The 22,684-nt window shown below is 70.0% G+C and carries 18 protein-coding genes, 4 tRNA genes and 1 pseudogene; 8 read left to right on the top strand and 15 right to left on the bottom strand.

Going from position 1 to position 22,684, the window contains the following annotated elements; translation table 11 throughout:
- The first annotated feature begins 71 nt into the window (after positions 1-71).
- Positions 72-710 carry a histidine phosphatase family protein gene (locus ABGB14_RS35260; RefSeq protein ID WP_347648173.1) on the top strand — a complete coding sequence of 213 codons (639 nt, stop codon included), beginning with the start codon at positions 72-74 and terminating at the stop codon, positions 708-710.
- Positions 711-1,005: 295 nt separating this feature from the next.
- Here the strand turns inward: ABGB14_RS35260 and ABGB14_RS35255 are convergent, their stop codons facing one another.
- The 4 genes from ABGB14_RS35255 to ABGB14_RS35240 form a co-directional block, all read right to left on the bottom strand.
- Entirely contained in the window at positions 1,006-1,926 is a 921-nt protein-coding gene (locus ABGB14_RS35255; RefSeq protein ID WP_347648172.1) for an NAD(P)-dependent oxidoreductase, read from the bottom strand.
- 41 nt (positions 1,927-1,967) lie between these two features.
- Positions 1,968-3,413, bottom strand: coding sequence for a four-carbon acid sugar kinase family protein (locus ABGB14_RS35250; RefSeq protein WP_347648171.1), 1,446 nt, complete (start codon positions 3,411-3,413; stop codon positions 1,968-1,970).
- A gap of 11 nt (positions 3,414-3,424) precedes the next feature.
- Positions 3,425-4,723 carry an MFS transporter gene (locus ABGB14_RS35245; protein WP_347648170.1) on the bottom strand — a complete coding sequence of 433 codons (1,299 nt, stop codon included), beginning with the start codon at positions 4,721-4,723 and terminating at the stop codon, positions 3,425-3,427.
- Positions 4,724-4,926: 203 nt separating this feature from the next.
- Positions 4,927-5,817 (bottom strand): alpha/beta hydrolase, encoded by an 891-nt coding sequence (locus ABGB14_RS35240; RefSeq protein ID WP_347648169.1) that lies wholly within the window; start codon positions 5,815-5,817, stop codon positions 4,927-4,929.
- Between the two features lie 116 nt (positions 5,818-5,933).
- Between ABGB14_RS35240 and ABGB14_RS35235 the strand changes: the two genes are divergently transcribed.
- On the top strand, positions 5,934-6,707 hold the full coding sequence (locus ABGB14_RS35235) for an IclR family transcriptional regulator (protein ID WP_347648168.1): 774 nt from the start codon (positions 5,934-5,936) through the stop codon (positions 6,705-6,707).
- Positions 6,708-6,945: 238 nt separating this feature from the next.
- Positions 6,946-7,707, top strand: coding sequence for an SDR family oxidoreductase (locus tag ABGB14_RS35230; RefSeq protein ID WP_347648167.1), 762 nt, complete (start codon positions 6,946-6,948; stop codon positions 7,705-7,707).
- Between the two features lie 133 nt (positions 7,708-7,840).
- On the opposite strand, the gene ABGB14_RS35225 is transcribed toward ABGB14_RS35230, so the two are convergent.
- The 10 genes from ABGB14_RS35225 to ABGB14_RS35180 form a co-directional block, all read right to left on the bottom strand.
- Complete coding sequence (locus ABGB14_RS35225; protein WP_347648166.1) at positions 7,841-9,709, bottom strand: M20/M25/M40 family metallo-hydrolase; 1,869 nt, start codon at positions 9,707-9,709, stop codon at positions 7,841-7,843.
- A gap of 347 nt (positions 9,710-10,056) precedes the next feature.
- Positions 10,057-10,725, bottom strand: coding sequence for a response regulator (locus ABGB14_RS35220; protein ID WP_347648165.1), 669 nt, complete (start codon positions 10,723-10,725; stop codon positions 10,057-10,059).
- Between the two features lie 4 nt (positions 10,726-10,729).
- Positions 10,730-13,261 carry a sensor histidine kinase KdpD gene (locus tag ABGB14_RS35215; protein ID WP_347648164.1) on the bottom strand — a complete coding sequence of 844 codons (2,532 nt, stop codon included), beginning with the start codon at positions 13,259-13,261 and terminating at the stop codon, positions 10,730-10,732.
- Positions 13,258-14,118 (bottom strand): potassium-transporting ATPase subunit C, encoded by an 861-nt coding sequence (locus tag ABGB14_RS35210; RefSeq protein WP_347648163.1) that lies wholly within the window; start codon positions 14,116-14,118, stop codon positions 13,258-13,260. Before ABGB14_RS35210 ends, ABGB14_RS35215 begins: the two co-directional genes overlap by 4 nt.
- Positions 14,119-16,152 (bottom strand): potassium-transporting ATPase subunit KdpB, encoded by a 2,034-nt coding sequence (kdpB, locus tag ABGB14_RS35205; RefSeq protein WP_347648297.1) that lies wholly within the window; start codon positions 16,150-16,152, stop codon positions 14,119-14,121.
- Positions 16,153-16,241: 89 nt separating this feature from the next.
- Positions 16,242-17,903 carry a potassium-transporting ATPase subunit KdpA gene (gene kdpA, locus ABGB14_RS35200; protein WP_347648162.1) on the bottom strand — a complete coding sequence of 554 codons (1,662 nt, stop codon included), beginning with the start codon at positions 17,901-17,903 and terminating at the stop codon, positions 16,242-16,244.
- A complete protein-coding gene (locus ABGB14_RS35195) occupies positions 17,903-17,992 on the bottom strand; it encodes a potassium-transporting ATPase subunit F (protein ID WP_347648161.1) in 90 nt (29 codons plus the stop codon). Before ABGB14_RS35195 ends, kdpA begins: the two co-directional genes overlap by 1 nt.
- A 473-nt stretch (positions 17,993-18,465) precedes the next feature.
- Complete coding sequence (locus ABGB14_RS35190; protein WP_347648160.1) at positions 18,466-19,122, bottom strand: maleylpyruvate isomerase N-terminal domain-containing protein; 657 nt, start codon at positions 19,120-19,122, stop codon at positions 18,466-18,468.
- A gap of 132 nt (positions 19,123-19,254) precedes the next feature.
- Positions 19,255-20,061 (bottom strand): SGNH/GDSL hydrolase family protein, encoded by an 807-nt coding sequence (locus ABGB14_RS35185; protein ID WP_347648159.1) that lies wholly within the window; start codon positions 20,059-20,061, stop codon positions 19,255-19,257.
- Positions 20,048-20,653, bottom strand: a complete 606-nt coding sequence (locus tag ABGB14_RS35180) for a PadR family transcriptional regulator (RefSeq protein WP_347648296.1) — start codon at positions 20,651-20,653, stop codon at positions 20,048-20,050. The genes ABGB14_RS35185 and ABGB14_RS35180 overlap by 14 nt, the downstream gene beginning before the upstream one ends.
- A 48-nt stretch (positions 20,654-20,701) precedes the next feature.
- Here ABGB14_RS35180 and ABGB14_RS35175 point away from each other — a divergent pair, with 48 nt between their 5' ends.
- Positions 20,702-21,124, top strand: a complete 423-nt coding sequence (locus ABGB14_RS35175) for a nuclear transport factor 2 family protein (protein WP_347648295.1) — start codon at positions 20,702-20,704, stop codon at positions 21,122-21,124.
- A 663-nt stretch (positions 21,125-21,787) separates the two neighbouring features.
- On the opposite strand, the pseudogene ABGB14_RS35170 reads toward ABGB14_RS35175, so the two are convergent.
- Positions 21,788-21,979, bottom strand: a pseudogene (locus tag ABGB14_RS35170) (MerR family transcriptional regulator); the annotation flags it as partial.
- A gap of 361 nt (positions 21,980-22,340) precedes the next feature.
- Between ABGB14_RS35170 and ABGB14_RS35165 the strand changes: the two are divergent.
- The 4 genes from ABGB14_RS35165 (at position 22,341) to ABGB14_RS35150 (ending at position 22,680) form a co-directional block, all read left to right on the top strand.
- Positions 22,341-22,415 (top strand) — tRNA-Gly (locus ABGB14_RS35165).
- Between the two features lies 1 nt (position 22,416).
- Positions 22,417-22,489: transfer RNA gene (locus ABGB14_RS35160), tRNA-Leu, on the top strand.
- Between the two features lie 25 nt (positions 22,490-22,514).
- Positions 22,515-22,587: transfer RNA gene (locus ABGB14_RS35155), tRNA-Glu, on the top strand.
- 18 nt (positions 22,588-22,605) lie between these two features.
- Positions 22,606-22,680 (top strand) — tRNA-Arg (locus tag ABGB14_RS35150).
- Positions 22,681-22,684 lie beyond the last annotated feature (4 nt).

Raw genomic sequence — 22,684 nt, 5'->3', positions numbered from 1 at the left:
GCCGGGACCCGTACGAGCAGCCACCCTGAAAATCACGTGAACCAGCGCCCCCGCGCAAGAAGAATGCAGTGATGCGCACCCTTTACGCCATCACCCATCCGGAGGCGACACACCACGTCGAGGGAATCGTCGGCGGTTGGCATGATTCGCAGCTGACGCCGGCCGGACTCGGCGCGGCGGCCTCCGTCGCCCGGGCGCTGCGGGCCCGGATCCCCGACGGCGCCGACGTGGAGCTGTTCTCCTCCGACCTGCGGCGCACCCGGCAAACGGCCGAGAAGGTCGCCGAGTTGTTCGGCGTCGAAGCGATCCTGGACCGCCGGTTGCGGGAGAAGTCCTACGGAGAGGCAGGGGGAAAACCGCAGGCGTGGCTGGACCAGCGCTTCGTCCCGCCGCCGGCGGACGGGGAGCGGCTGGAACACGACGAGGGCGTGCAGGGCGCCGAGACCAGGGCGGCGCTGGCGCGGCGCGTCTACGCGGCCATGGACGAGATCGTGCGGCGGCCGTGTGAACACCAGATCATCGTGACGCACGGTGGGTCGCTGACGTTCGTCGTGGCGTCCTGGATCAAGATGCCGATCGAGGCGGTCGGCCATGTCAGTTTCCGAGCGCCGTCCGGCAGCATCACCACGCTGCGCGAGGACGACTTCTACCACAACCGCACGGTCTACCTCGGCGACACCCGCCATCTCGGCTCCGGCGAGCCCCGCTGACCTCTCCCTGGCCCGCTCTCGGATGTGACGCCCGCGAGTCCCTGCCACCAGATTGTGCCAGGTGGGACAGCGGGTGAAGACCGTGGTGATCGTCACGGTGCGGACAGGCTGGCCCACCGTCCTGGGGTTCCACATCCCGGTGCTCGACCTCGGCCCGCTGTACGGCGGCCTCGCGCCGGTCGCGCCCTACCGGGTGGTCGCGGCCGCGTTGGCGGTGCTCGCCGTTCGGCGGGCAGACGCGGCGGTGATGCTCGCCGGCCTGACGGCGCTCCGGACAGCAGGCGATGGCATTCGATCACGGTCGCGGGGGAGAGGCTCGCCGGAAGAGGATCGAGGTCAGGCTCGAGTCGTCGGCCGCGCCGAGACCGCTGCGCTCGCCGAGGAGGAAGAGCTGCTGTGCGGCGGCGGCCACCGGGATCGGAACGCGCGTCGCGGCGGCAAGGTCGGCGACGATGGCCAGATCCTTGACGAAGATGTCGAGGCGCGAGCGCACCGGGGCGTCGTCTTCACCGTAATCGATCATGCGTGGGCCTCGGTCGGCCAGCATGAACGAGGCCGCCGCTCCCGATGTGGTGGCCTGGAGGACTGCCTCCAGATCCAGCCCGAGCCCCCGGGCCAGGGCGACGGCCTCAGCGGCGGCCGCGATGTGGACGCCTGCGAGGAGTTGGTTGATCGCCTTGAGCGCCTGGCCGTCGCCCGGCGCGGACCCGATGCGGATGAGGGTGGAGGCGAGCTGGTCGAGGACCGGCCGGGCGTGGAGGAAGGCCTCCTCCGAAGCCCCGACCACGATGAGGAGGTCGCCGGTTCCCGCCCGGGCGGGCCCGCCGCTGATGGGGGCGTCCACCAGTGCGATGTCATCCCGGGCCAGCCGGCCGGCGACGTCTCGTGCCGTCTGTGGGCCGACGGTGCTTGTCAGGATGACGAGCGAGCCGGGCCGCAGGCCCGTGGCCGCGCCGCCGTCGCCGAACAGCGCCTGCTCGACGTGGCGCTGGTCGCGGACGGCGAGCAGCACCACGTCCGCGCCGGCGGCGGCTTCGGCGGGACTTGGCGCGTCGGTGGCGCCTTCGGCGACCAGGCAGGCTTTGCGTGTGTCGTTGACGTCGAACACCGTCACGGGAAAGGCCTGGTGCAGTCGCGTGGCCATCGGCATGCCCATCGCGCCGAGGCCGAGCACTGCGATGCGTGGTGAGCGGTCGGATATCTCGTGGTAAGACATGGTGATCCTGCCCGTGGGTGCATATAAGTGGAGGTCGGAGGTCATGCGCTGCGCATAAGCGTGACGACGTCGGCGAGAGAGGTCTCGTCGCCGACATTGCCCGCGAAGACGATGTAGGGAACACCGGCGAACGGGCCGGACACTGGTTCCCATAGCGAGACGATTCCGGGCAACAGGGTGCCGCGCGCGATCGCCCTGCTGATACCGAGCGCATGGGTCGCGATGTCGCTGGAGGTGATGCCGCCCTTGGCGACGACGAAGCCGGGACGACGCAGCCGCACGGTCGCGGCGACGGTCTCCGTCAGCGCCGCCGATATCCGTCGGGCGATGGCGAGGCTGCTGTCCGGGTCGTCCCCGGCGGCCAGGGTGCGGGTGGTGCTGATGACCACGTCGGCGTCGCGCAGGGCCGCCCCGGCGGTGGCGGCGACGTCGGCGATGTGCTGGTCGCGCGTGCTGGGGTCGAGGATCGCGGCCGTCCGCAACTCCACCTCGACCAGATCGTCGAGCAGGCGCAGCCGCGACAACTGGGCGGTGGTGAGCTGGACGTGCGAGCCGACGGCGATGAGGCCGCGCGCGCCACGGGACGTGCCGATGGCGCGTGGCTGTCCCGAAGCCAACGGTGGCCTGGCGGCCTGCCCCGATCTGGTCCGCACGAACGACGGGCCGACGCGGTAGATCAAGCGCAGCCCTTCGCGCTCGGCGGCCAGCAGGCCGAGGGTGAAGGTCCGCAGGTCATCCTCTTCGGCCGCGTCGACGACCGCCGGCCGGTGCGGCCGAACCTGACGCAGCAGCGTGGTCACCCGCTCCGGGCCGCCGACGCGGATGTCGGTAAGCGTGACGGTCACCACGTCCGCGGCCTTGATGCGGCCGCGGGTCTTCTCCTCCACCCAGTCGCGCAGATCGGAGCTGTGATAGCCGAAGGTGGCATCTTCAGCGAACTGGCTGCGACCCACCGGTAGCAGGCCTTGGCCGGTGCGCAGGTAGTGCACTGAGTGCACCGTGACGCGGCCGGCATCGAGGTAGGCGGGGACGAGGACGACGCCGCGGACCGGCCGACCGTGCCGGTTCAGGGCCTCGCTGAGGACATCGGTCTCCAGCGGATAATGTCCCCGAAGGGTCGAATCGCCGCGGCTGGCCAGTACGGCGTCGACGCGCTCGGCCGCGCATGCCTGGGCGAGGACGTCGACGATGCGGCGGTTGCGTTCGGCGGCGTCGCCCTCGCCGAGGCTGCGCGTGTTCGTCTGGATGAACACCGCCTGACTCGGCTGCCTGAGCGCCCACCGCACATCATCTAGGTCGCAGGTGGTCACCACCGGCACGTCGGCGACTGCTTGGGTGCCGGTGGGGTCGTCGTCGAGCACCACCAACCGGGCCCTCGCCGACACCGCCCTGGCGAGCTCCCGGCTGTCGGTTCGGCGCAGCGGCGGCAAGCCGGACAGGAGCAGGGCGGACGGAAGTGTCCCGGCCGGTTCGGCGGACGCGGGCACGGGCGGGACGGTCATCGACGCTCTCCTGTGGTGAGGTCGGTCGGGACCGGGCGGACGTGCTCGTCGAGCGTGCGCAAGGACAACCCTTTGGTCTCGGCCGTGAACATGACGGCGGCGAACGACAGGGCCGCTGCGATGAACACATAGAGGCCGATGGGCAGCGTGGAGTCGTACGTGTTCAGCAGCGTGGTGGCGACCAAGGGGGCGACAGACCCGGCCAAGACCGAGGTGACCTGGTAGCCGATGGACAGCCCGGTGTAGCGCAGGCGGGTGGGAAACAGCTCGGCCATCATCGCGGGCATAGGCGCGTACACCAGGGCGTGCACGGCCAGGCCCAGACCGATGGCCAGCAGGATCGCGGCGTTGTCGCCGGTGGCCATGAGGGGCCAGGCGCCGAATCCCCACACCACGGCCAGCGCCGCCCCGCTCAGGTAGAGCGGTCGGCGGCCGATCCGATCCGAGGCGAGGCCCACGAGCGGGATGAGGCAGAGATGTAGTGCGTGGGCGAGGAGCATGAGCAGCAGGACGTGCGAGGTGTCGATGGCGACGACGATCTTGAGGTAGGTGATGGAGAACGTGACGACCAGGTAGTACAGGATGTTCTCCACGAGCTTGATGCCCATGGCGGTGAGCACCTTACGCGGGTGGTGGCGCACCAGGACGATGACGCCGGCCCGGGGTCGTCGATGTTCTGGGCCGCTCACGGCCTCGAGGAAGATAGGAGCCTCGTCGACGCGGCGGCGGATGTAGTAGCCGATGATGACGATCAACGCCGAGAGCCAGAACGCGACCCGCCATCCCCAGCTCAGAAACGCGTCGTTGGACAGGCTCAGGCTCATCATGGTCAGGACGAGGGTCGCCAGCATGTTGCCGAGCGGTACGGCCGCTTGCGGCCAGCTCGCCCAGAAGCCGCGCCGGTCGTCGGGACTGTGCTCGGCGACCAGCAGCACCGCGCCGCCCCATTCGCCTCCCAGGGCGAAGCCTTGAAGGAAGCGCAGGGCCACCAGGCTGAGCGGCGCTCCGTACCCCCAAGATGCGAAGCTGGGGATGCACCCCATGAGAAAGGTGGCCACCCCGACCAGGAAGATGCTGACCTGCAGCAGCTTCTTACGGCCGAGCCGGTCACCGTAGTACCCGAAGATCAGGCCACCCAGGGGACGAGCAAGGAACCCGACGGCGTAGACCAGCAAGGCGCTGATGACTCCGTCGAGCGGGTTGCCGGTCTGCGGGAAGAACAACTGGCCGAAGACGAGTGTGGTGGCGGTGGCGTAGAGGAAGAACTCGTACCATTCGGCCACTGTTCCCGCCATGGCCGCGTAGACGACGCGGCGCAGCGCGGCAGAGGCTGGGACGGAAGTATGAGATGGCGATGCCATGGTGTACCTATTTCGCTTGGGAGCTTGGTGTTGTCGCGAGGACGCGGCCTGACATGGGAGCGCCAGGCTCGGCGCCTCAGGCGAGGTCCCGCTGTCCCCCGTGCCGCGGGTGCCTTGGCCGCTCGTTTCGCCGTGGGCTATGCCTGTGCCCGCCGGAGGGCGTCACGGATGACCGCGGCGACCTTGCCGGGGACCTCACGCTGCGGGAAGTGGCCGATGCCAGGCAGGTCCACGCGGGTGTACGGGGCGCTCACCCGGCTCTCGAACCGCGTGGCGGTTTCCGGGCGGGTGCAGTGGTCCTCCAATCCCTGGATGTGCGTGGTGGGTACGACGATGTCCGGCATGGACTCCACCTGGCGCTGCGGCTCCGCGTAGGCGGGGACCCCCGGTGCGCCGTCCCAGCGGTAGCGGTAGTAGTGCAGGACCGTGTCGACGAACTGGGGATTGTCGAAGGCCGGGGCCGCGGCGGCGAACTCCGCCTCGTCGAACTCCCAGGAAGGGGACCACACGCGCCACAAGTGCAGGCAGAACTCCCGTGTACGCTCGCGCAGCAGCTTCTCACCGTGCGGTGTGTTGAACAGCCACTGGTACCAGAACGACGACACCTGGGACATCGACAGATCAGTGATCGGCGTCGCTTCGTTGTAGCCGGTCCCCAGGGTGACCATCGACAACACCCGCTCGGGCCACAGCCCGGCCAGCGCGTAGGCCGCGCGGCACCCCCAGTCGCTGCCCACAAGGTGGAAACCCGCGACGCCGAGATGGTCAGCCAGTCTCACCACGTCCTCGGCCAGGGCGGAGGTCTCCGCCGAGACCGGGTGCCCCTCGTTCAGGACGGTGGGGCCGTGGCCGCGAATGTAGGGCCGTACGATGAGGAGATCCGGATCCTGCGCGAGCAGATCCGCCACCACGCTGTCCCACGTCGCTGTGGTGTCAGGGAAACCGTGCAACAGGAACACGGGCCGGCCGTCGTGTCGGCCGTCGGTCTCGTACCCGAGGGTGATGTGGTCGAGGACCACCTGATGCACCGTCCGGGTGGTGACAGAGAAAGATGAGGTCATAAGAGATCTCTTTCGAAGAGCCGCTGCTTGGTGACCGGATGCTAGGAGTTGACCTGCTGACATCGAAGGGTGAGACTCACTGAGTGAGTCAGACAGATGGGTCGCGCGACTCCGTGCTCGGCCGGGCCCTGGCCGTGCTGCGCGCGGTCGGCGGCTCGGCGACGCCCTTGAGCCGCGCGGAGATAGCCCGGCTGACCGGGCTGCCCAAGGCCACGGCCAACAGATTCATCGCCCAGCTCGTCGCCGAAGGGCTGCTGCAGCCTGTTGAGCAGGGGGTGCGGCTGGGCCTGGGGCTGTTCGATCTGGGCAACCTGGCCGAGCAGCAGGGTCTGGGATTGAGCGACGTGGCGACGCCCTACCTGGCGCACCTGTATGAGATCACCCACGAAACCGTGCAGCTGGCCATCCTCGACGGGCTCGGCGTGGTCTACATCCAGAAGATCTCAGGCAGCGCCAGCACGAAGCTGAACACTCGGGTCGGCGGGCGGATGCCCCTGACCTGCACCGCCTCGGGCAAGGTGTTGCTCGCCCACTGCAAGCCCGATTTCCGGGAACGCGTGCTGCGGGAGAGCGGCTTCGCCCGCCGTACTCCCCGTTCGATCACCGACCGCGCCGCCTTGGATCGCGAGTTGAGCGAGGTCCGCCGGCGCAAGTACGCGGTCGACCGCGAGGAGTTCCAAACCGGCACCGCCTCGGTGGCCGTGCCGGTTCTCGCCCGCTCCGGCACGGCGGCCGCCGTCACGGTCTCCGCGCCGTCCGACCGCCTGTCGGTGCCGACCGTCGTCCCCGCGTTGCACGCCACGGCGGCGGCCATCTCGCGGGAGATCGCCCGCGTACAGCCCCACCTCGATCGCTGACTCGGTCCTTACGTGACAGACGCTCGGATCAGGCGGCGGCACGTTGGGGCCGCTTTTCGCTCGAGGTTGACCACCGCGCGGCACAGCGGACGCGATACGTGCCGGTCCTGGCGACGGGCCCGTCGGCGGCCCCCGTCATGCGCACGCTCATGCTCGGTTCCGCGTTCGGCGTATCGGTGACTCGATCAGTGAGTCAACGCTGCCGGCGACGGCGGAGCCGGTGCTAGCTTGACCGTTCGTGCTGGACTATCTGCGGGAGCTGTTCTCCCTTCACCACCGTCGTGCTCTGGTGACCGGCGGAAGCTCAGGCATCGGATATGCCATGGCCGAGGCGATCGGACGGGCAGGAGCGGAGATCGTCCTGGTGGCCCGCCGGGAAGAGGAGCTGGACAAGGCAGCGGAACGGCTGCGCGGGCACGGCGTCGCCGTTTCGTGGATCAGCGCTGATCTGGGAAAGCATGACGGTGTCGAGCGGCTCTGTTCCACTGCGGGCGACATCGACGTCCTGGTCAACGCCGCCGGCAACAACATCCGCAAGCCCATGGCCGACCTCACCTACGACGACTACGAGCAGAGCGTCGCTGTTCACCTGTCCGCCCCCTATCTCCTGGGACAGTACTTCGGCCCGAAAATGGCCTCGCGCGGCTGGGGCCGCATCATCAATATCGGCTCGCAGCAGAGCGTCCGCGCTTTCGGCAACAGCGGCGTGTACGGAGCGGCCAAGGCCGCCGTCGCCGGGTTGACCCGCTCGCAGGCGGAGGCGTGGTCGGCTCGTGGGGTGTGCGTGAACACCATCATTCCAGGGTTCGTGCTGACCCCGTTGACCGAGCCCGCACGGTCCGTACCCGGCCGTACCGAGGAACTCGCGGTCCGCCACATGGCAGGACGCAATAGCGTTCCTCAGGACTTCGCCGGAGCGGCGGTCTTTCTGGCCGGTGACGCCTCCGCCTTCGTCACGGGCCAGATGCTCTTCGTCGACGGCGGCTTCGCCGTTCATTAGCAACGCAGCGACCCCATCCCATCCGAGAGCCTGAGCCAGTACGGCCGTCTCCACCCGTCCCGAGATCACGACACCGTACAAACCCCCACCAGGCTGTGCCAGATGGGACGGCGGGTGAAGACCGCGGTGATCGTCACGGTGTCGTCATCTCTCGTTCGGTGACCCAGCTCGTGACCGCCTTCGCCAGCACCGCCCTGGCCCTTCTGAACTCCGCCGCGTCCAGCCGCTCGCCACGGGTGTGGTCGAGCGCGGCGTCGCCGGGACCGTAGGCGACCATGGGGACGTCCTGCCAGGTCGCGGCGAGGGTGTTCATGGCGCTGCCGCCTCGCCTGGCCAGGAACCGCGGTGTCGCCCCCGTTTCGCGGAAGGCGCGTGAGAACGCGCTCACCAGCGCGTTCGTCCTGGGCGTGAGCACGCCCGGCGTGGCGGCGAGCACCTCCACGCCTGCCGGGTCGGCGACCAGCCGTACCAGCGCGACCAGGTTCTCGACCGGCGTGTCCCGCGGCACGCGTACGTCGAAGACGGCCTCGCCCTGCTGCAGATGTCCGGCGTTGACCGCGTGGATGGCGAGGACGGCCATCAGGGCCTTCGGAGAGGCGTCCGCGATGGCGTCGCGGAGCCGGCCCAGCAGGTGCACCATGCGCTCGCCGGTGGTGACGACGCCGGTGCCCGCGGTGTGGCCGAGGGGTTCGGTGACGCTCAGGCGGACCTTGAGCTGGCCGTGGTTGCCGACGGTCAGCGTTTCCGCGCCGCTCGGCTCGCCGATGATGACGGCGCCGGCCGGATAGTGGTCGCGGACGAAGGACGTGCCGCGCGCGGTGTTCGCCCTCTCGACCGCGCCGACGACACGGACCTGCGCGTGGCCGGGCACGTCCATCCCTGCCAGCGTCTCCAGGAACGCCACCAGGCTGCCCTTGGCGTCCACGCAGCCGCGGCCCGAGAGGACCTGGCCGTTCCAGTGCACCGGCCAGCGGTGGGCGACCGTGTCGAGATGGCCGAGCATGAGCATCCGCTCGGGTCCTGAGCCGCGGGTCGCGACCAGGTTGCCGGCCTCGTCGATCTCGGCGTGGACGCCGTGCTCCGTGCACCAGTCCACGAGGAACTCCGCGAGCTCCCGCTCGTCGTACGAGACCGAGGAGATCTCCACGGTCCTGGCGAGCAGCGACAGGTCGGCGGCCGGCGCGGGAGCGCGCCAGAAGCGGGTGCCGGACGCGGGCGACAGGATGTGCGGCCCGGTGATCGCGACGTCCGCGGTGCCGGACAGCGCGATCTCGGCGGCCCGCACCTTCTGGCGCATGCGGCCCCGCGCGTACGCCTGGCCTTCGCCGCGGGTCGCGTGCTGGATCCGGCCGGCCGGGTCCGCCGGGTCGGCGAGCAGGCCGGCCGTGCCGGTGACCAGGCGCAGGTGGTCGGCGTCCAGGGCGTTGGCCAGCTCTGCGGCGAGCACGTCGGCGTCCACGCTGAGCGGCGTGCCGCCCGTGGCGTCGGAGACCGGCGGAGCCAGGCACACGACGTCGAACACCTCGAGCAGCCGGTTGACGCCGTCGACGTCCACCGCGCACACCGTGCCGGCGCGATGGTCGCGCACCACGCACGTCCGGCCGTCGATCTCCGCCCGTACCGGCGGGTTGGCCAGGGCGGACACCAGGGCGCCGGTCTGCGCGACCGCGGCGAACACGCGCAGGCCGCGCTCGGAGAGCGCGCGCCGCACGCGGGGCAGGGTCACCTGCTCGTAGGCGGCGACGATGTGCGGGATCTCGGCGGGCGGGCAGTAGCGCACCTCTCCTCCGCCCGTGCGCATGGTCCGGACGAGCCGGCCGATGTCAGCGTAGTGCCGGGCGATCCCGGCCGTGCCGCCCGCGACGAGCAGCAGCCTGGCGCCGCGGGCGCGCAGGCCGGCGACCTCGTCGAAGAGCTTCTCGTGGTCCAGACCGGCACTTCCGATCTTGATGACGTACAGGGCCGCCCTGCGGGTGCCGGCGACGTGTCCTGGCACGGACATCTTCGGCTCCTCTTCGCCTGATGCCACGGAGGGGTCGCCTCCGCCGGCAAGCAGCACCGTTCCGGTGGTGGACGGGTTGGGTCGCCGGCGGGGAACTCGTCGTCCACAGGAACGCATGATTACTACGCGAGCATAAGCGGCAAAATGGGGATGTTTCCGCAGTTCAGCAGAAGGATTGCTTATGCCGGAACAGTCGCTCCCTTATCACGAGGGATCAGCGTCTTGGAGGCCTGCGAAGGCTTCAGCGAGTGGCTGCATTCCGGCCGGCACGGAGTGATCGCCGGCAACGACCCCATCGAGATCTCGCGGGCAGGCCACCTCGGCCAGCGGGTGTGTCCCGTTTCCGGTCATGGGGTGAAGCGGTAGCCCATGCCGGGTTCGGTGATCAGGTGAACCGGGTGGGCGGGGTCGCGTTCGAGCTTCTTGCGAAGCTGGGCCATGTACTGGCGCAGGTAGTGGGTTTCCTTGACGTGTTTGCTGCCCCATACTTCGGCCAGCAGGTAGCGCTGGGGGATGAGCTTTCCGGGGTTGCGAAGCAGGATTTCCAGGATGTGCCATTCCGTGGGGGTGAGCCGTATGCCTGGCGAGACGGTCTTGCGGGTCAGGTCCACGGTGTGGTCGCCTATTTCGATGCTGGCCAGCTCGGCCTCGTGGACGGCAGCTCGGCGGGTGACGGCGCGGATGCGGGCGAGGAATTCGTCGATGCCGAACGGCTTGGTGACGTAGTCGTCGGCTCCCGCGTCCAGGGCTTCGATCTTGTCGGCGCTGCCGGCCCGGCCCGACAGGACGACGATAGGGATCTTGGTCCAGCCGCGCAGGCCGTGGATGACGTCGATGCCGTCCATGTCGGGCAACCCGAGATCGAGTACGACCAGATCGGGATGCCATTCGGCGGCTTCACGCAGGCCGGAGCCGCCGTCGGCGGCGACCGCCACCTCATAGTGGCGGGCGGCCAGGTTGATGCGCAGTGCGCGCAGGATCTGCGGCTCGTCGTCGACGACGAGGATCTTGGTCATGGAGTCACCGCCCGGAGCCGATCGGCATTCTGATGATCATCGTGAGACCGCCTCCTGGCGTCTCTTCGGGAACGAGGGCACCGCCCATGGCCTCGGTGAGCCCGCGTGACAGCGCGAGGCCGAGGCCGACGCCGGTGCCGTTGTCGCGGTCGCCGAGCCGCTGAAACGGCAGGAAGACCCGCTCGTACGCCTCGGGCGGGATGCCGGGGCCGCGGTCGATGACGCGGATCTCCACCTGGTCGTCGTGCCAGCTGGCGGTGACCAGGACCTGCTGCGCGGGCGGGCTGTAGCGGACGGCGTTGCTCATCAGGTTGACCAGCACTCGTTCGAGCAGGGCCGGGTCGGCGAGGATCTCGGGCAGGTCGGCGGGGATGTCGCCCTCGACCCGGTCGCGCAGCGGCCCGAGGTCGTCGATGGCGTGGGGGACGACCTCTTCCGGGGCGAGCGGCTGGAGGGAGATCCCGAGCGCGCCGGCCTGTAGGCGGCTCATGTCGAGCAGGTTCTCCACCAGCCGGTCCAGCCTGGCCAGGGACTCGTCGGCGGTGGCCAGCAGCTCCTCGCGATCCTCCGCAGACCAGTGAACGTCGTGGCTGCGCAGGCTCTCGACGGCGGCTTTGGCCGCCGACAGCGGGGTGCGCAGGTCATGGCTGACGGCCGCCAGCAGCGCGGTGCGCATCCGGTCGGCCTCGGCCAGCGGCTTGGCCTGTTCCGCCTCTCGCTGCAGACGTTCCTGGCGCAGCGCGACGGCCGCCTCTGCGGCGAACGCCTCCAGCACCCGCCGATCGCTGGCATCCAGCAACCGTCCCCGCGCGGCGAGCACCAGTCGGTCACTGATGGTCACGTCGGTATCGGCGGCGGAAGGGGTGGTGCAGGGCGCGGAGCCGGAGGTGGCGATGATGCGCCAGGCGTCGCCTTCGAATTGATCGTCGAGCGTGGGCTCGCCAACGCGTTCGAGCAGGGTGACCGAGTCCAGGGCGAATGTCTCGCGCAGTCGCCCGAGCAAGGAGGACAGCGCCGCCTCGCCGCGCAGCACGTGCCCGGCGAGGGTGGACAGCGTCGCGGCGTCGGCGCGGGCACGGGCCATCTCCCGGGAACGCCGGGCGGCCAGGTCGACGATCGCGCTGACCGCGGTCGCCATCAGGACGAACACCACCAGGGCGAGAAGGTTCTCAGGGTCCTCAATGGTCCAGGTGTACAGGGGAGGGGTGAAGAACCGGTTGAGCAGGAGGAAGCCGCCGACCGCCGCGGTGATCGCCGGCCACGTTCCACCGATCAGCGCGATCCCGATGACCAGGCTCAGGAACAGCAGGATCTCGGTGGGCAGCGAGAGCACACCGCGAAGCGGGGCGAGCGCGGCGGTCAGCAGCGGCAGGCCCGCCACCGCGACCACCCAGCCGGCCAGCCTGCGCTTCCTGGTGAGCGCGGCCCGGGAGCGCTCGGGGTGGCGGCGGCCCTTCTTGGCCTCCTCGTGGGTGACCAGGTGGACATCGATGGAGCCGGACAGGGCCGTGGTCTCGACCCCGACGCCACGGGAGAATATCTGGGCGAAGCGCCCCCTTCTCGACGCTCCCAGCACGAGCTGGGTGGCATTGACGCCGCCGGCGAAGTCGAGCAGGGCGCGCGGGATGTCGTCGCCGACGACCTGGTGGTAGGTGCCGCCCATGCTTTCGACCAGGGCGCGCTGGCGGGCCAGGTTGGCAGGGTCGCCGCCGTCCAGCCCGTCGGCGCTGGTGACGTGGACGGCCAGCAGGTCGGCCCCCTTCGTGCGGGCGGCGACGCGGGCGGCCCGGCGTACCAGCGTGTCGCCTTCCGGGCCGCCGGTAAGCGCCACCACCACGCGCTCGCGCGCCTCCCACGTGCTGTCGATGCCGTGGTCGGCGCGGTAACGGTCGAGCTGCTCGTCGACCTTGCCGGCGACCCAGAGCAGGGCGAGTTCCCGCAGCGCGGTCAGGTTGCCCACCCTGAAGTAGTTGGACAGCGCGGCGTCCACCTTCTCAGGGGCGTAGACGTTGCCGTGCGCCAGGCGGCGGCGCAGCGCCTCAGGGGACATGTCGACCAGCTCGATCTGGTCGGCTCGCCGCACCACCTCGTCGGGCACGGTCTCGCGCTGCGGGATGCCGGTGATCTCCCGCACGACGTCGTTGACCGACTCCAGGTGCTGGATGTTCACCGTGGAGATGACGTCGATACCGGCGTCGAGGATGTCGTCGATGTCCTGCCAGCGCTTGACGTTCTTCGAGCCGGGCACGTTCGTGTGGGCCAGCTCGTCGATCAGCGCCGCCTTCGGCGCGCGGGCGATGACGGCGTCCACGTCCAACTCGGCGAAGGTGGCCCCTCGGTAGACCAGCGTCTTGCGGGGGATCACCTCCAGGCCCTCCAGCAGGGCGGCGGTGCGGGAGCGGCCGTGGGTCTCGACGAACCCCACGACCACGTCCCGGCCGCGCTCACAGGCCCGGCGGCCCTCGCCGAGCATCGCGTACGTCTTGCCCACCCCGGGGGCCGCCCCCAGGTAGACCCGCAGGCGACCCCTTTTCATGAGCGGTCGAGCGCGAGGTTGAGTTCCAGCACGTTCACCGCCGGCTCGCCCATGAAGCCGAGCGCCCGACCGACGGTGTGCCGCTCGATGAGCTGCTCGACCCTGGCCTGGTGGAGACCGCGTTCCTTCGCCACGCGCGGCGCCTGCAACTCGGCATAAGCGAGCGAGATGTGCGGGTCGAGGCCGGAGGCGCTCGCCGTGACCGCGTCGGAGGGCACGGCCGGGGTTCCCGCGTTCCCTCTGACCGTCACGGTCTTCCCGGCCGCGTAGTCCTCGCCCGGCCTGGCGCACTCCACCTTCACGCCCTGGTACGCGGTCACGAACGGGGTGGCCGGACAGGCCTGGTTGACGCTCACGGCACGGTCGGAGAACACCTTGAGCACCGCGCCCACCCCGTCCGCGGTGCAGTACGGCCGGGCGCCGCTGACGCCCTCCAACGCGCCGACCGCCTTGGACCGAGCGCACACCTGGGTGAGCAGCGACCGCTTACCCTCGTCCGGTTCGCCCTCCTCGTCCTTGGCGCCGGGCACCGGCAGCACGTCCACGACATCCTCAGGGCCCAGATTGCCGGCGCTGGTCGAGGTGGGATCGTAGCTGTCACCGGCCGCCGACGGGCGGGACTGGAAGTACCTGCGGATGGGGTCGCCGTCGGCGTCGGTGAAGGACTGGCCGATGAGCGCGCTGCCGATGATCTTGCCGTCCTTATCGATGATCGAGCCGTTGGCGTTCCCGTTGAACAGTGCCTGGGCCACGCCGGTGGCGGCCAGCGGGTAGATGAGGCCGGTGACCGCCGTGAGCACGAGCAGCGCGCGCAGCGCGGCGAGGTGCCGGCGGACCCAGCTGGGCATGCGGTCCATTTATGACATCCCCGGAAGAAACTGAATCAGAAGATCGATGAGTTTGATGCCCATGAACGGCACCACGATGCCACCCAGGCCGTAGACGTACAGGTTGCGCGACAGCAGTTTGGAGGCGCTGGTGGGCCGGTAGCGGACCCCGCGCAGCGCCAGGGGGATCAATGCGATGATCACGAGGGCGTTGAAGATGACCGCCGACAGAATCGCCGACTGGGGGCTGGCCAGGCGCATGATGTTGAGCGCGTCCAGGCCCGGGTAGACCGCCGCGAACATCGCCGGGATGATGGCGAAGTACTTGGCGATGTCGTTGGCGATCGAGAACGTCGTCAGCGCGCCCCGCGTGATGAGCAGTTGTTTACCGATCTCGACGATTTCGATGAGCTTGGTCGGGTTGGAGTCCAGGTCGACCATGTTCCCGGCCTCCTTGGCGGCGGAGGTGCCGGTGTTCATGGCCACGCCGACGTCGGACTGAGCCAGGGCGGGGGCGTCGTTGGTGCCGTCACCGGTCATGGCGACCAGGCGGCCCCCCTCCTGCTCCCGTCTGATCAGCGCCAGCTTGTCCTCGGGGGTGGCCTCGGCCAGGAAGTCGTCCACCCCGGCCTCGTCGGCGATGGCCTTGGCGGTCAGCGGGTTGTCGCCGGTGATCATGACGGTGCGGATGCCCACGCGGCGCATCTCGTCGAAGCGTTCGCGCATGCCGGCCTTCACCACGTCCTTGAGGTGCACGACGCCCAGCACCCGGCCCTTCTCGGCGACGACCAGCGGGGTGCCGCCGGAGCCGGAGATGCCGTCCACGATGTGCCCGACCTCGTCCGTGGGGTGGCCGCCGGCGTCGCGCACCCACTTCATGACCGCGGTGGCCGCGCCCTTGCGGACCTCGCGGCCGTCCAGGTTCACCCCGGACATGCGGGTCTGTGCCGTGAACGGCACCCACTCGGCGTGGGCCAGCGCGCCCGGCTGGCGCTCGCGCAGCCCGTAGGCCTGCTTGGCGTAGACCACGATGGAGCGCCCCTCGGGGGTCTCGTCGGCCAGGCTCGACAGCTGTGCGGCCTCGGCCAGTTCGGCCTCGCTCACCCCGTCCACCACGACGAACTCCGACGCCTGCCGGTTGCCCAGGGTGATGGTGCCGGTCTTGTCCAGCAGCAGCGTGGACACATCCCCTGCCGCCTCGACCGCGCGGCCGGACATGGCGAGCACGTTGCGCTGCACCAGGCGGTCCATGCCGGCGATGCCGATGGCCGAGAGCAGCGCGCCGATCGTGGTGGGGATCAGGCAGACGATCAGCGACACCAGCACGATGCCGCTCACCCCGTCGCCGGTCAGGGCGAGCGAGTCCGGCACGCCGGGGTTGATGGACTTGGAGTAGATGGCCAATGGCTGCATCGTGGCGGCGGCGACCAGGAAAATGATCGTCAGGGCGGCGAGCAGGATGTTGAGCGCGATCTCGTTCGGCGTCTTCTGCCGGTTCGCGCCCTCCACCAGAGCGATCATGCGGTCGACGAAACTCTCGCCGGGTTTCTGCGTGATCCGCACGATGATCCGGTCGGACAGCACCTTCGTGCCACCGGTCACCGCCGAACGGTCGCCGCCGGACTCGCGGATCACCGGCGCTGACTCGCCGGTGATGGCCGATTCGTCCACCGACGCGATGCCCTCCACCACGTCGCCGTCGCCGGGGATGATCTCCCCCGCCTCGACGACCACGAAGTCGCCCTGCCTGAGTTCGGGCGCGCCGACCACGTCCCACTCGGCCGAGGTGCGGCTCTTGAGCCGTCGGCCGGTGGTGTCGCGCTTGGTTGCCCGCAACGTGGCGGCCTGCGCCTTGCCTCGCCCCTCGGCCACCGCCTCGGCCAGGTTGGCGAAGACGACGGTCAGCCACAGCCACACCACGATCGCCCAGGCGAACCACGAGGGATCGCCGATCGCCAGGACGGTGGTGAAGACCGCGCCGATCTCGACGATGAACATCACCGGGTTGCGCCACATGGTGGCCGGGTTGAGCTTCTTCACCGCGTCCGGCAGCGATCGGATCATCTGCTTGGGATCGAGCAGCCCGCCGCCCACCTTTCCACCCTTGGGTGCGGGGGTACGGCCCGGAGCCTGCACTGTCGACGTGGACATGGCTAGCGAATTCCTTCTGCGAGCGGCCCGAGCGCCAGCGCGGGCAGGAAGGCGAGGGCGACCAGGATGATCGTCACGCCGACGACCATGCCGACGAACTGCGGCCGGTGGGTGGGCAGCGTGCCCACGCCCGCAGGAACGGACGCCTGCTGGGCCAGGGATCCGGCCAGCGCCAGGGCCAGCACGATGGGCAGGAAGCGGCCGAGAGCCATGCACAGTCCGAGTGTGCTGTTGTGGAACGGGGTGTTCACGCTGACCCCGGCGATGGCGGAGCCGTTGTTGTTGGACGCCGAGGTGTAGGCGTACAGGATCTCCGAGAGACCGTGCGGGCCGCTGTTCAGCATCGCTGCCCGTCCCGTCGCGGTGGCCATCGCCACCGCCGTACCGACCAGCACCAGCGCCGGGGTGATGAGGAAGGAGAGCGAGGCGAGCTTGATCTCGCGGGCGCCGATCTTCTTGCCCAGGTATTCAGGGGTGCGGCCGACCATCAGCCCGGCCGCGAAAACGGTGATCACAGCGAGGATCAGCATGCCGTACAGGCCCGCGCCGACGCCGCCGGGAGCGATCTCGCCGAGCAGCATGTTGAAGATCAGCATGCCGCCGCCGAGCGCGGTGTAGGAGTCGTGGGCGGAATCGACCGAGCCGGTACTGGTCAGGGTGGTGGAGGAGGCGAACATGGCCGAGTTCGACACGCCGAAGCGCACCTCGCGGCCCTCCATCGCCGTCCCGACGGCCTGCGGCACTGTGCCGCCCGCGCTCATTTCGGCCCAGTTGGTCAGCGTCACGCTGATCATGAAGATGCTCGCCATCACCGCGACGATGGCGTAGCCCTGCCGGTTGTCGCCGACCATCCGGCCGAAGGTGCGCGGCAGTGAGAACGAGATCACCAACAGGAGGAAGATCGTCAACCAGTTGGTCCACGATGTCGGGTTCTCGAAGGGGTGGGCCGAGTTGACGTTGAAGATGCCGCCGCCGTTGGTGCCCAGGTCCTTTATCGCCTCCTGTGAGGCGGCCGCGGCCGGGGTGAACGTCTGCTCCCCGCCTGTCAGCGTCGTCCACGTGCTGTGACCGGCGAACGTCTGGATCGTGCCACCGGCCACCAGTGCCAGCGCCGCGACGAAGGCGATCGGCAGCAGGATGCGGATCGTGCCGCGGACCAGGTCCGTCCAGAAGTTGCCCAGCGTGTCGCTCTTCGTGCGGGCGAGCCCGCGCACCAGCGCGATCGCCACCGCCATGCCGACCGCGGCGGAGACGAAGTTCTGCACCGCCAGGCCCGCGGTCTGCACCACGTGGCCCATCGTGGACTCGCCGGAATAGGCCTGCCAGTTGGTGTTGGTGACGAAGCTGACCGCGGTGTTCCAGGCCAGCGCCGGCTCCACCGGCTCCATGCCCAGGGACAGGAAGAGGTGGTTCTGCAGCCGCTGCAGGCCGTACAGGAACAGGATCGACACCAGCGAGAACGCCAGCACGCTACGCGCGTAGACGCCCCAGCGTTGCTCGCTGCCGGGTCGCACGCCTATCAGCCGGTAGATCACCCGCTCGACCCGCGAGTGCTTGGTGCCGGTGTAGACGCGGTACATGTAGTCGCCCAGCGGCCGGTGGCACAGCGCGAGAGCGAGCAGCAGGGACGCGATGAACAAGATCCCGGCCAGAGTCGGGGACATCAGAACCGCTCCGGGAACAGCAGGGCCGCGACCGCGAAGACCACCAGGCCGGCGATCACGACCAGGCCAGTGGCGTTGACGGCGTTCACAGCCGCTCCGCCGCCTTCACAACCAGCCCGAGGATCACGAAGACCGCGATCGTCAGGCCGACGAAGATGACGTCTGTCATCCTCACTCCTCAGTTGGGTGATAGGTGTTTCGCCCGCCGGAGCGGGCGGCGTTAAGGCAAGCAAATCCCGGAATTTCAGACGTCTTGTCGTTCTTGACGGGTTTTATACGACTAGAGCCCGATAATTGACGCCATTGCTACGCCCGGGCGTGCGCCGGGCGATCAGCGGATCCCGCGATGATCTCGCTACCGGCGCCCGTGCGGCTGGGCAAGGTCAGAGCGTTGACCTGATGCTTCCGGGTCACCCCGCAGCGCGGCGCACGGTCGGGCCCCAGCCCCATGAGGTGGTGAGCACGGTGACGTCGATGGGCGGTGTGAGGTCAGGGCGGGCTCGGGCGTAGCGGCAGAATCCGGCCCGAGCCGCCCCGAAGAGCTGTCCCGACCGTCGGGCGATCAGCCGATGACGAAGGGGAGGCGCGCGGCCAGGTCTCCCAGCTCGGATTTCTCCGCGTCGGCCGGGGCACGCCGCCCGGTGCCGACCAGCAGCGCGTCCTTGTCGGAGAACGACGCGGGGAACGCGGTCCCGGCGATCTTCTCCAGCATCTCCCTGGACCGGGCGAGCCCTTCCGCGGGGGGCTCCTCCCCGTCGGGCAGGTGCGCGATCAGGTCGAGGTGGTGCAGCGTCCACTCCAGGACGTACGCGGCCAGGTAGTCGCCCGCGGTGAGGACCATGTCCTGGGTGGCGACCCGCCGGCGCGGGTCGGCGAGTTCGGCTGCGCGGCCGGCGGCGGAGCCGACGTCGTCGAGGTGGAACTTCAGCAGCCGCGGCTCCTCGTACGCGGCGGCCAGCCGGACGATCAGCGCGTCGAGCGGGTCGTCACCGGTCGGCGGCGTCGAACCGACCTTCCAGTAGGTCACCGCGTCGCAGGTCGGGTCCTTCTCCGCAGGGGTCACGAGCGTGATCAGGACGTCCTGGGCGTCGATGATCAGGTGACACGCGAGGTCTCGCACGAGCCAGCCGGCGCAGCCGGACGGCCGGGCGAAGTCCTTGTCGGGCAGGCCGGCGACCGCCGTGCGCAGCGCCGTCCAAGAGCGCGAGAAGAGATCCATGCCGTCACCGTAGTGCGGCGCCGCGAAGGCCCGCAAACGCCTCGTGCAGGGCAGCGCGGCCACCCGGAAGGTCAGGCGCTCACGGCCTCATCGAGGCCAGGACCTCCAGCGCCCAAAGCGCCCATCAACTGACTACTTTGTCCGCTCCTCACGTAAGGAGGGCCACGCACCGACGGGCAGCAGTTCCGGGCGTTTGGCGGTGCGGTGGTCACCGGAGGAGCGGCCGAGCAGGCGCCGGCCGGCCCAGGGGCCGAGGAAGCCGGCGACCCAGCGCAGCTCCGTGCCCGCGGCGCGCCACCAGGGCGGGGCGGGCACGGGCGGCAGGGGATGCGTCCATGCGTCGCTGCTGCCGGCCAGCTCCAGCGCGTGGGCGACCGCCGCGGCGATGCGTTCGTGCCCGAGCGGGCTGGCGTGCAGCCGGTCGGGGCTCCACAACCGGGCGTCCGTGACGACCGGGTGGTGGGCGGTCTCGGCGACGGCGACCCCGTGGCGGCGGGCCGCGGCGCGGATGCGCTGGTTGAGCGCGGCGGCCCGCGGGCTGAACGGGCGGGCGAGCGGGGTGATCCGCGCCAGGTCGGGGAAGGTGACGGTGGCCACGCGGGCGCCCTGGGCGGTGAGCGCGGCGAACATCGCCTCCAGGTGGCCGCCCACCTCGTCGGCGTCGAACCTGGGCCGGAGCAGGTCGTTGACCCCGGCGACGACGGTGGCCAGGTCGGGGCGCAGGGCGAGGGCCGGTTCGAGTTGTTCGGCGTGGACCTGGGCGGCCACGCGCCCGCGCACGGCCAGGTTGGCGTACTGGAGGCCGGGAGCAGCGCGGGCGAGCTGCTCGGCGAGCCGGTCGGCCCACCCGCGCAGGCCGTTGGCGTCGTCGCCGTCGCCGAGCCCTTCGGTCTGGCTGTCGCCCAGGGCGACGTAACGCAGGTGGTCACCCTCGCGCATGCGCCGTCCGCCTCTCTTCCAGGATCGCCGCGCTCCGGCGGCACCAGTCACGGTTGCCCTGCTCGAACGCGATGCCGCGCAGGCACGTCAGGTAGGGGCCGACGCGTTCGCCGTGGCGCAGGAACTCCTCCTCGCTCATGCCGCCGCGCAGCTTCCGCAGCAGGCCGCCGAGCAGCTCGATCTTGGCGTCGGCGAACGCGGCCCGCTCCGCGAGCTGCTCGATGAGCGTGCCGGCGGCGACGTGGTCGGCGGCCTGGACCTTCACGAGCAGGTCGTCGCGGATGAACGAGGGTTTGTTGGCGGTCGCCGCGAACCGCTCCAGCTCGGCCAGGCCGGCGTCGGTCACGGTGAACAGGCGCTTGTTGGGCCGGGTGTCCTGCACCACCTCCCGGCCGCTGACCAGCCCGTCGCGCTCCAGCCGGGCGAGCTCGGCGTAGAGCTGCTGGGGAAGGGCGTGCCAGAAGTTGGCCACGCCCAGGCCGAACGCCTTGGCCAGCTGGTACCCGCTGAGCTCCTCGTCCAGCAGTGCCGCCAGCACGGCGTGCCGCAAAGCCACCGCGACGTCCTCCTCTTCCCGTACGGACACCGCCATGATAGTCAAGAAACTGACTATTCGCCTTTTTTACTAGGAAGGACGGCCATGACCGCCGCCGACCGTTTCAGCGCCGCCGTCGAGCGGCGCGATCTCGCCGCGCTGGACGAGCTGTTCACCGACGACGTCCGCCTCTACAGCCCGGTGACGTTCACCCCCTTCGAGGGCAAGCCCGCCGTCCTGGGACTGTTCGGCGTGCTGCTGCGCGTCTTCGAGGACTTCCGGTACGTCGGCCGGCTCGACGGCGCCGCCCAGACCGGCGTCGGCGGCGCCGAGACCCCGTCGATCGTCCTGGTCTTCCAGGCCACCGTACGCGGCAGGCAGATCCACGGCATCGACCTCATCCACCTGGACGAGGCCGGCCTGATCAAGGAGTTCACGGTGATGGTGCGCCCGAAGTCCGCGGTCGAAGCGCTGGGTGAGGCGGTCCTCGACGGCCTCGTCGCCGACGGCCTCGTACCGGCGCCCTGAGCCGCCGGGCGCCGGCCGGCCGGCGCGGCCGTCGTCCCTCCCCGCCCGCCGCCCGGCCGTCGCCGACGTGCCGGTGTCCTTCTCGAACCCGCCCGCGACCCCGCCCGCGATGATCCCGATCGCCTGGCGCACGGCCTCGGCCTGCGCCGGGGCCAGCCCGTCGAGGAACGGCTCGAGCAGCGCCGGATCCCACCCGTGCGCGCCCAGCCCGGAATCGGCCAGCAGGTGCTCCATGCTGTAGCCGGCGAGCGAGCGGGCCAGCGGCGCGATCCTGGGGTCGCCGGGCTCGGCGTCGGCCAGCTCGTCCAGCCTGCGGTAGAACTCGTGCCCGATGGCCGTCACCTCCGGATCGGCGGCCAGCGACTCCAGCTGCGTGAAGGCGCTGCTCCTGCCGGGCTCGCCGGCCACGCTGTCCATCAGCACCAGCAGCTCGCGGTCCCAGGCCGCCGCCTTCGACTCGGGCAGGCCCACCACGCGCAGGAACGCCACCAGATCGGGCGAGGCGACGTCGTCGGGGTCCAGCGATCCCGACTCGGCCCGCCTGAGCACCTCCGCCAGCTTCGCCCGCCGCTCCCGGATCTCCCTTTCCTGCCTGGCCAGATCCGCGTCGATCTCGGTCAGGACCTCGGTCAGTTCCCTCGACCGGTCGTCGGCGATCACGTCTCGTGCCTCGTCCAGGCTCAGCCCGAGCTGGACCAGACGGCGGACGCGGGCCAGGGCGACGGCGTCGCGCATGCCGTAGTGGCGGTAGCCGTTGGCCAGCCGCGGTGGCTCCGGCAGGACGCCCTGTTGGTGGTAGTGGCGCACCGTCCGGGTCGACACCCCGAGCAGCGCGGCCAGCTCTCCGATCCGCATGCCCCCAGTAAAGCCGGTGACCCCGGGCCGCGGCCCACCGGCCACGGCGGAAACCATATCGGCGGCCGGTACGTCTGAATAAATGAGTGGCACCCGCCGGCGCCCGCCGGTTAATGTTTACTCCGTCGAGATCGGAAACGTCAGGAAAGGCCAGTCATGCGATACGCGGTCACCACTCTGGAGCAGGAACGGCGCAGCTGCCGCCGGCTTGTGGTGCTCGGCTGCGGGCTGGCCGGGCAGGCTTCTGGATAAATTCTCGCCACGCGCATCCAGAGGCCGCCGGATCCCATCGGGCGGCCTTTTCTCTTGTCCATGCCCGCATACGGGCCGACGCCCTTTGACAATTTCATGAGCGCATCACGCCGCAGAGGCCGAACGGGTAAGGCAGCTGGCTTCCACCCAGCAGGACGGGGTTCGAGACCCCGCTGCGGCTCCACGCGTCCGTAGCCCAACGGGAGAGGCGCCGGCCTCAGGAGCCGGGTGTTGCGGGTTCGAATCCCGCCGGACGTACGAACCTCGACGCATGTCGAGGCAGGCCCCGTTGGTCTAGCGGTCAGGACGCCCGGCTTTCACCCGGGAGAACACCGGTTCAAATCCGGTACGGGGTGCTACCACTATGTTTTTCCGGCCCTATAGCTCAATGGAGAGAGCGCCGGCCTACGAAGCCGGGTCCGTTGCAGGTTCGAATCCTGCTGGGGCCACTCA

It is taken from the genome of Nonomuraea sp. B10E15, assembly GCF_039871615.1.
Taxonomy (GTDB): domain Bacteria; phylum Actinomycetota; class Actinomycetes; order Streptosporangiales; family Streptosporangiaceae; genus Nonomuraea.
Note: the sequence above shows the minus strand (reverse complement) of the source record. Positions and strands in the feature narration are given on the sequence as shown.

What these genes read in the sequence shown, in the direction of transcription:
- ABGB14_RS35260 (WP_347648173.1), top strand. Translation starts at nt 72, where the DNA reads ATGCGCACCCTTTACGCCATCACCCATCCGGAGGCGACACACCACGTC.
- ABGB14_RS35255 (WP_347648172.1), bottom strand. Translation starts at nt 1,926, where the DNA reads ATGTCTTACCACGAGATATCCGACCGCTCACCACGCATCGCAGTGCTC.
- ABGB14_RS35245 (WP_347648170.1), bottom strand. Translation starts at nt 4,723, where the DNA reads ATGGCGGGAACAGTGGCCGAATGGTACGAGTTCTTCCTCTACGCCACC.
- ABGB14_RS35225 (WP_347648166.1), bottom strand. Translation starts at nt 9,709, where the DNA reads ATGTCCGTGCCAGGACACGTCGCCGGCACCCGCAGGGCGGCCCTGTAC.
- ABGB14_RS35220 (WP_347648165.1), bottom strand. Translation starts at nt 10,725, where the DNA reads ATGACCAAGATCCTCGTCGTCGACGACGAGCCGCAGATCCTGCGCGCA.
- ABGB14_RS35215 (WP_347648164.1), bottom strand. Translation starts at nt 13,261, where the DNA reads ATGAAAAGGGGTCGCCTGCGGGTCTACCTGGGGGCGGCCCCCGGGGTG.
- ABGB14_RS35210 (WP_347648163.1), bottom strand. Translation starts at nt 14,118, where the DNA reads ATGGACCGCATGCCCAGCTGGGTCCGCCGGCACCTCGCCGCGCTGCGC.
- kdpB (WP_347648297.1), bottom strand. Translation starts at nt 16,152, where the DNA reads ATGATCCGATCGCTGCCGGACGCGGTGAAGAAGCTCAACCCGGCCACC.
- kdpA (WP_347648162.1), bottom strand. Translation starts at nt 17,903, where the DNA reads ATGTCCCCGACTCTGGCCGGGATCTTGTTCATCGCGTCCCTGCTGCTC.
- ABGB14_RS35190 (WP_347648160.1), bottom strand. Translation starts at nt 19,122, where the DNA reads ATGGATCTCTTCTCGCGCTCTTGGACGGCGCTGCGCACGGCGGTCGCC.
- ABGB14_RS35185 (WP_347648159.1), bottom strand. Translation starts at nt 20,061, where the DNA reads ATGCGCGAGGGTGACCACCTGCGTTACGTCGCCCTGGGCGACAGCCAG.
- ABGB14_RS35180 (WP_347648296.1), bottom strand. Translation starts at nt 20,653, where the DNA reads ATGGCGGTGTCCGTACGGGAAGAGGAGGACGTCGCGGTGGCTTTGCGG.
- ABGB14_RS35175 (WP_347648295.1), top strand. Translation starts at nt 20,702, where the DNA reads ATGACCGCCGCCGACCGTTTCAGCGCCGCCGTCGAGCGGCGCGATCTC.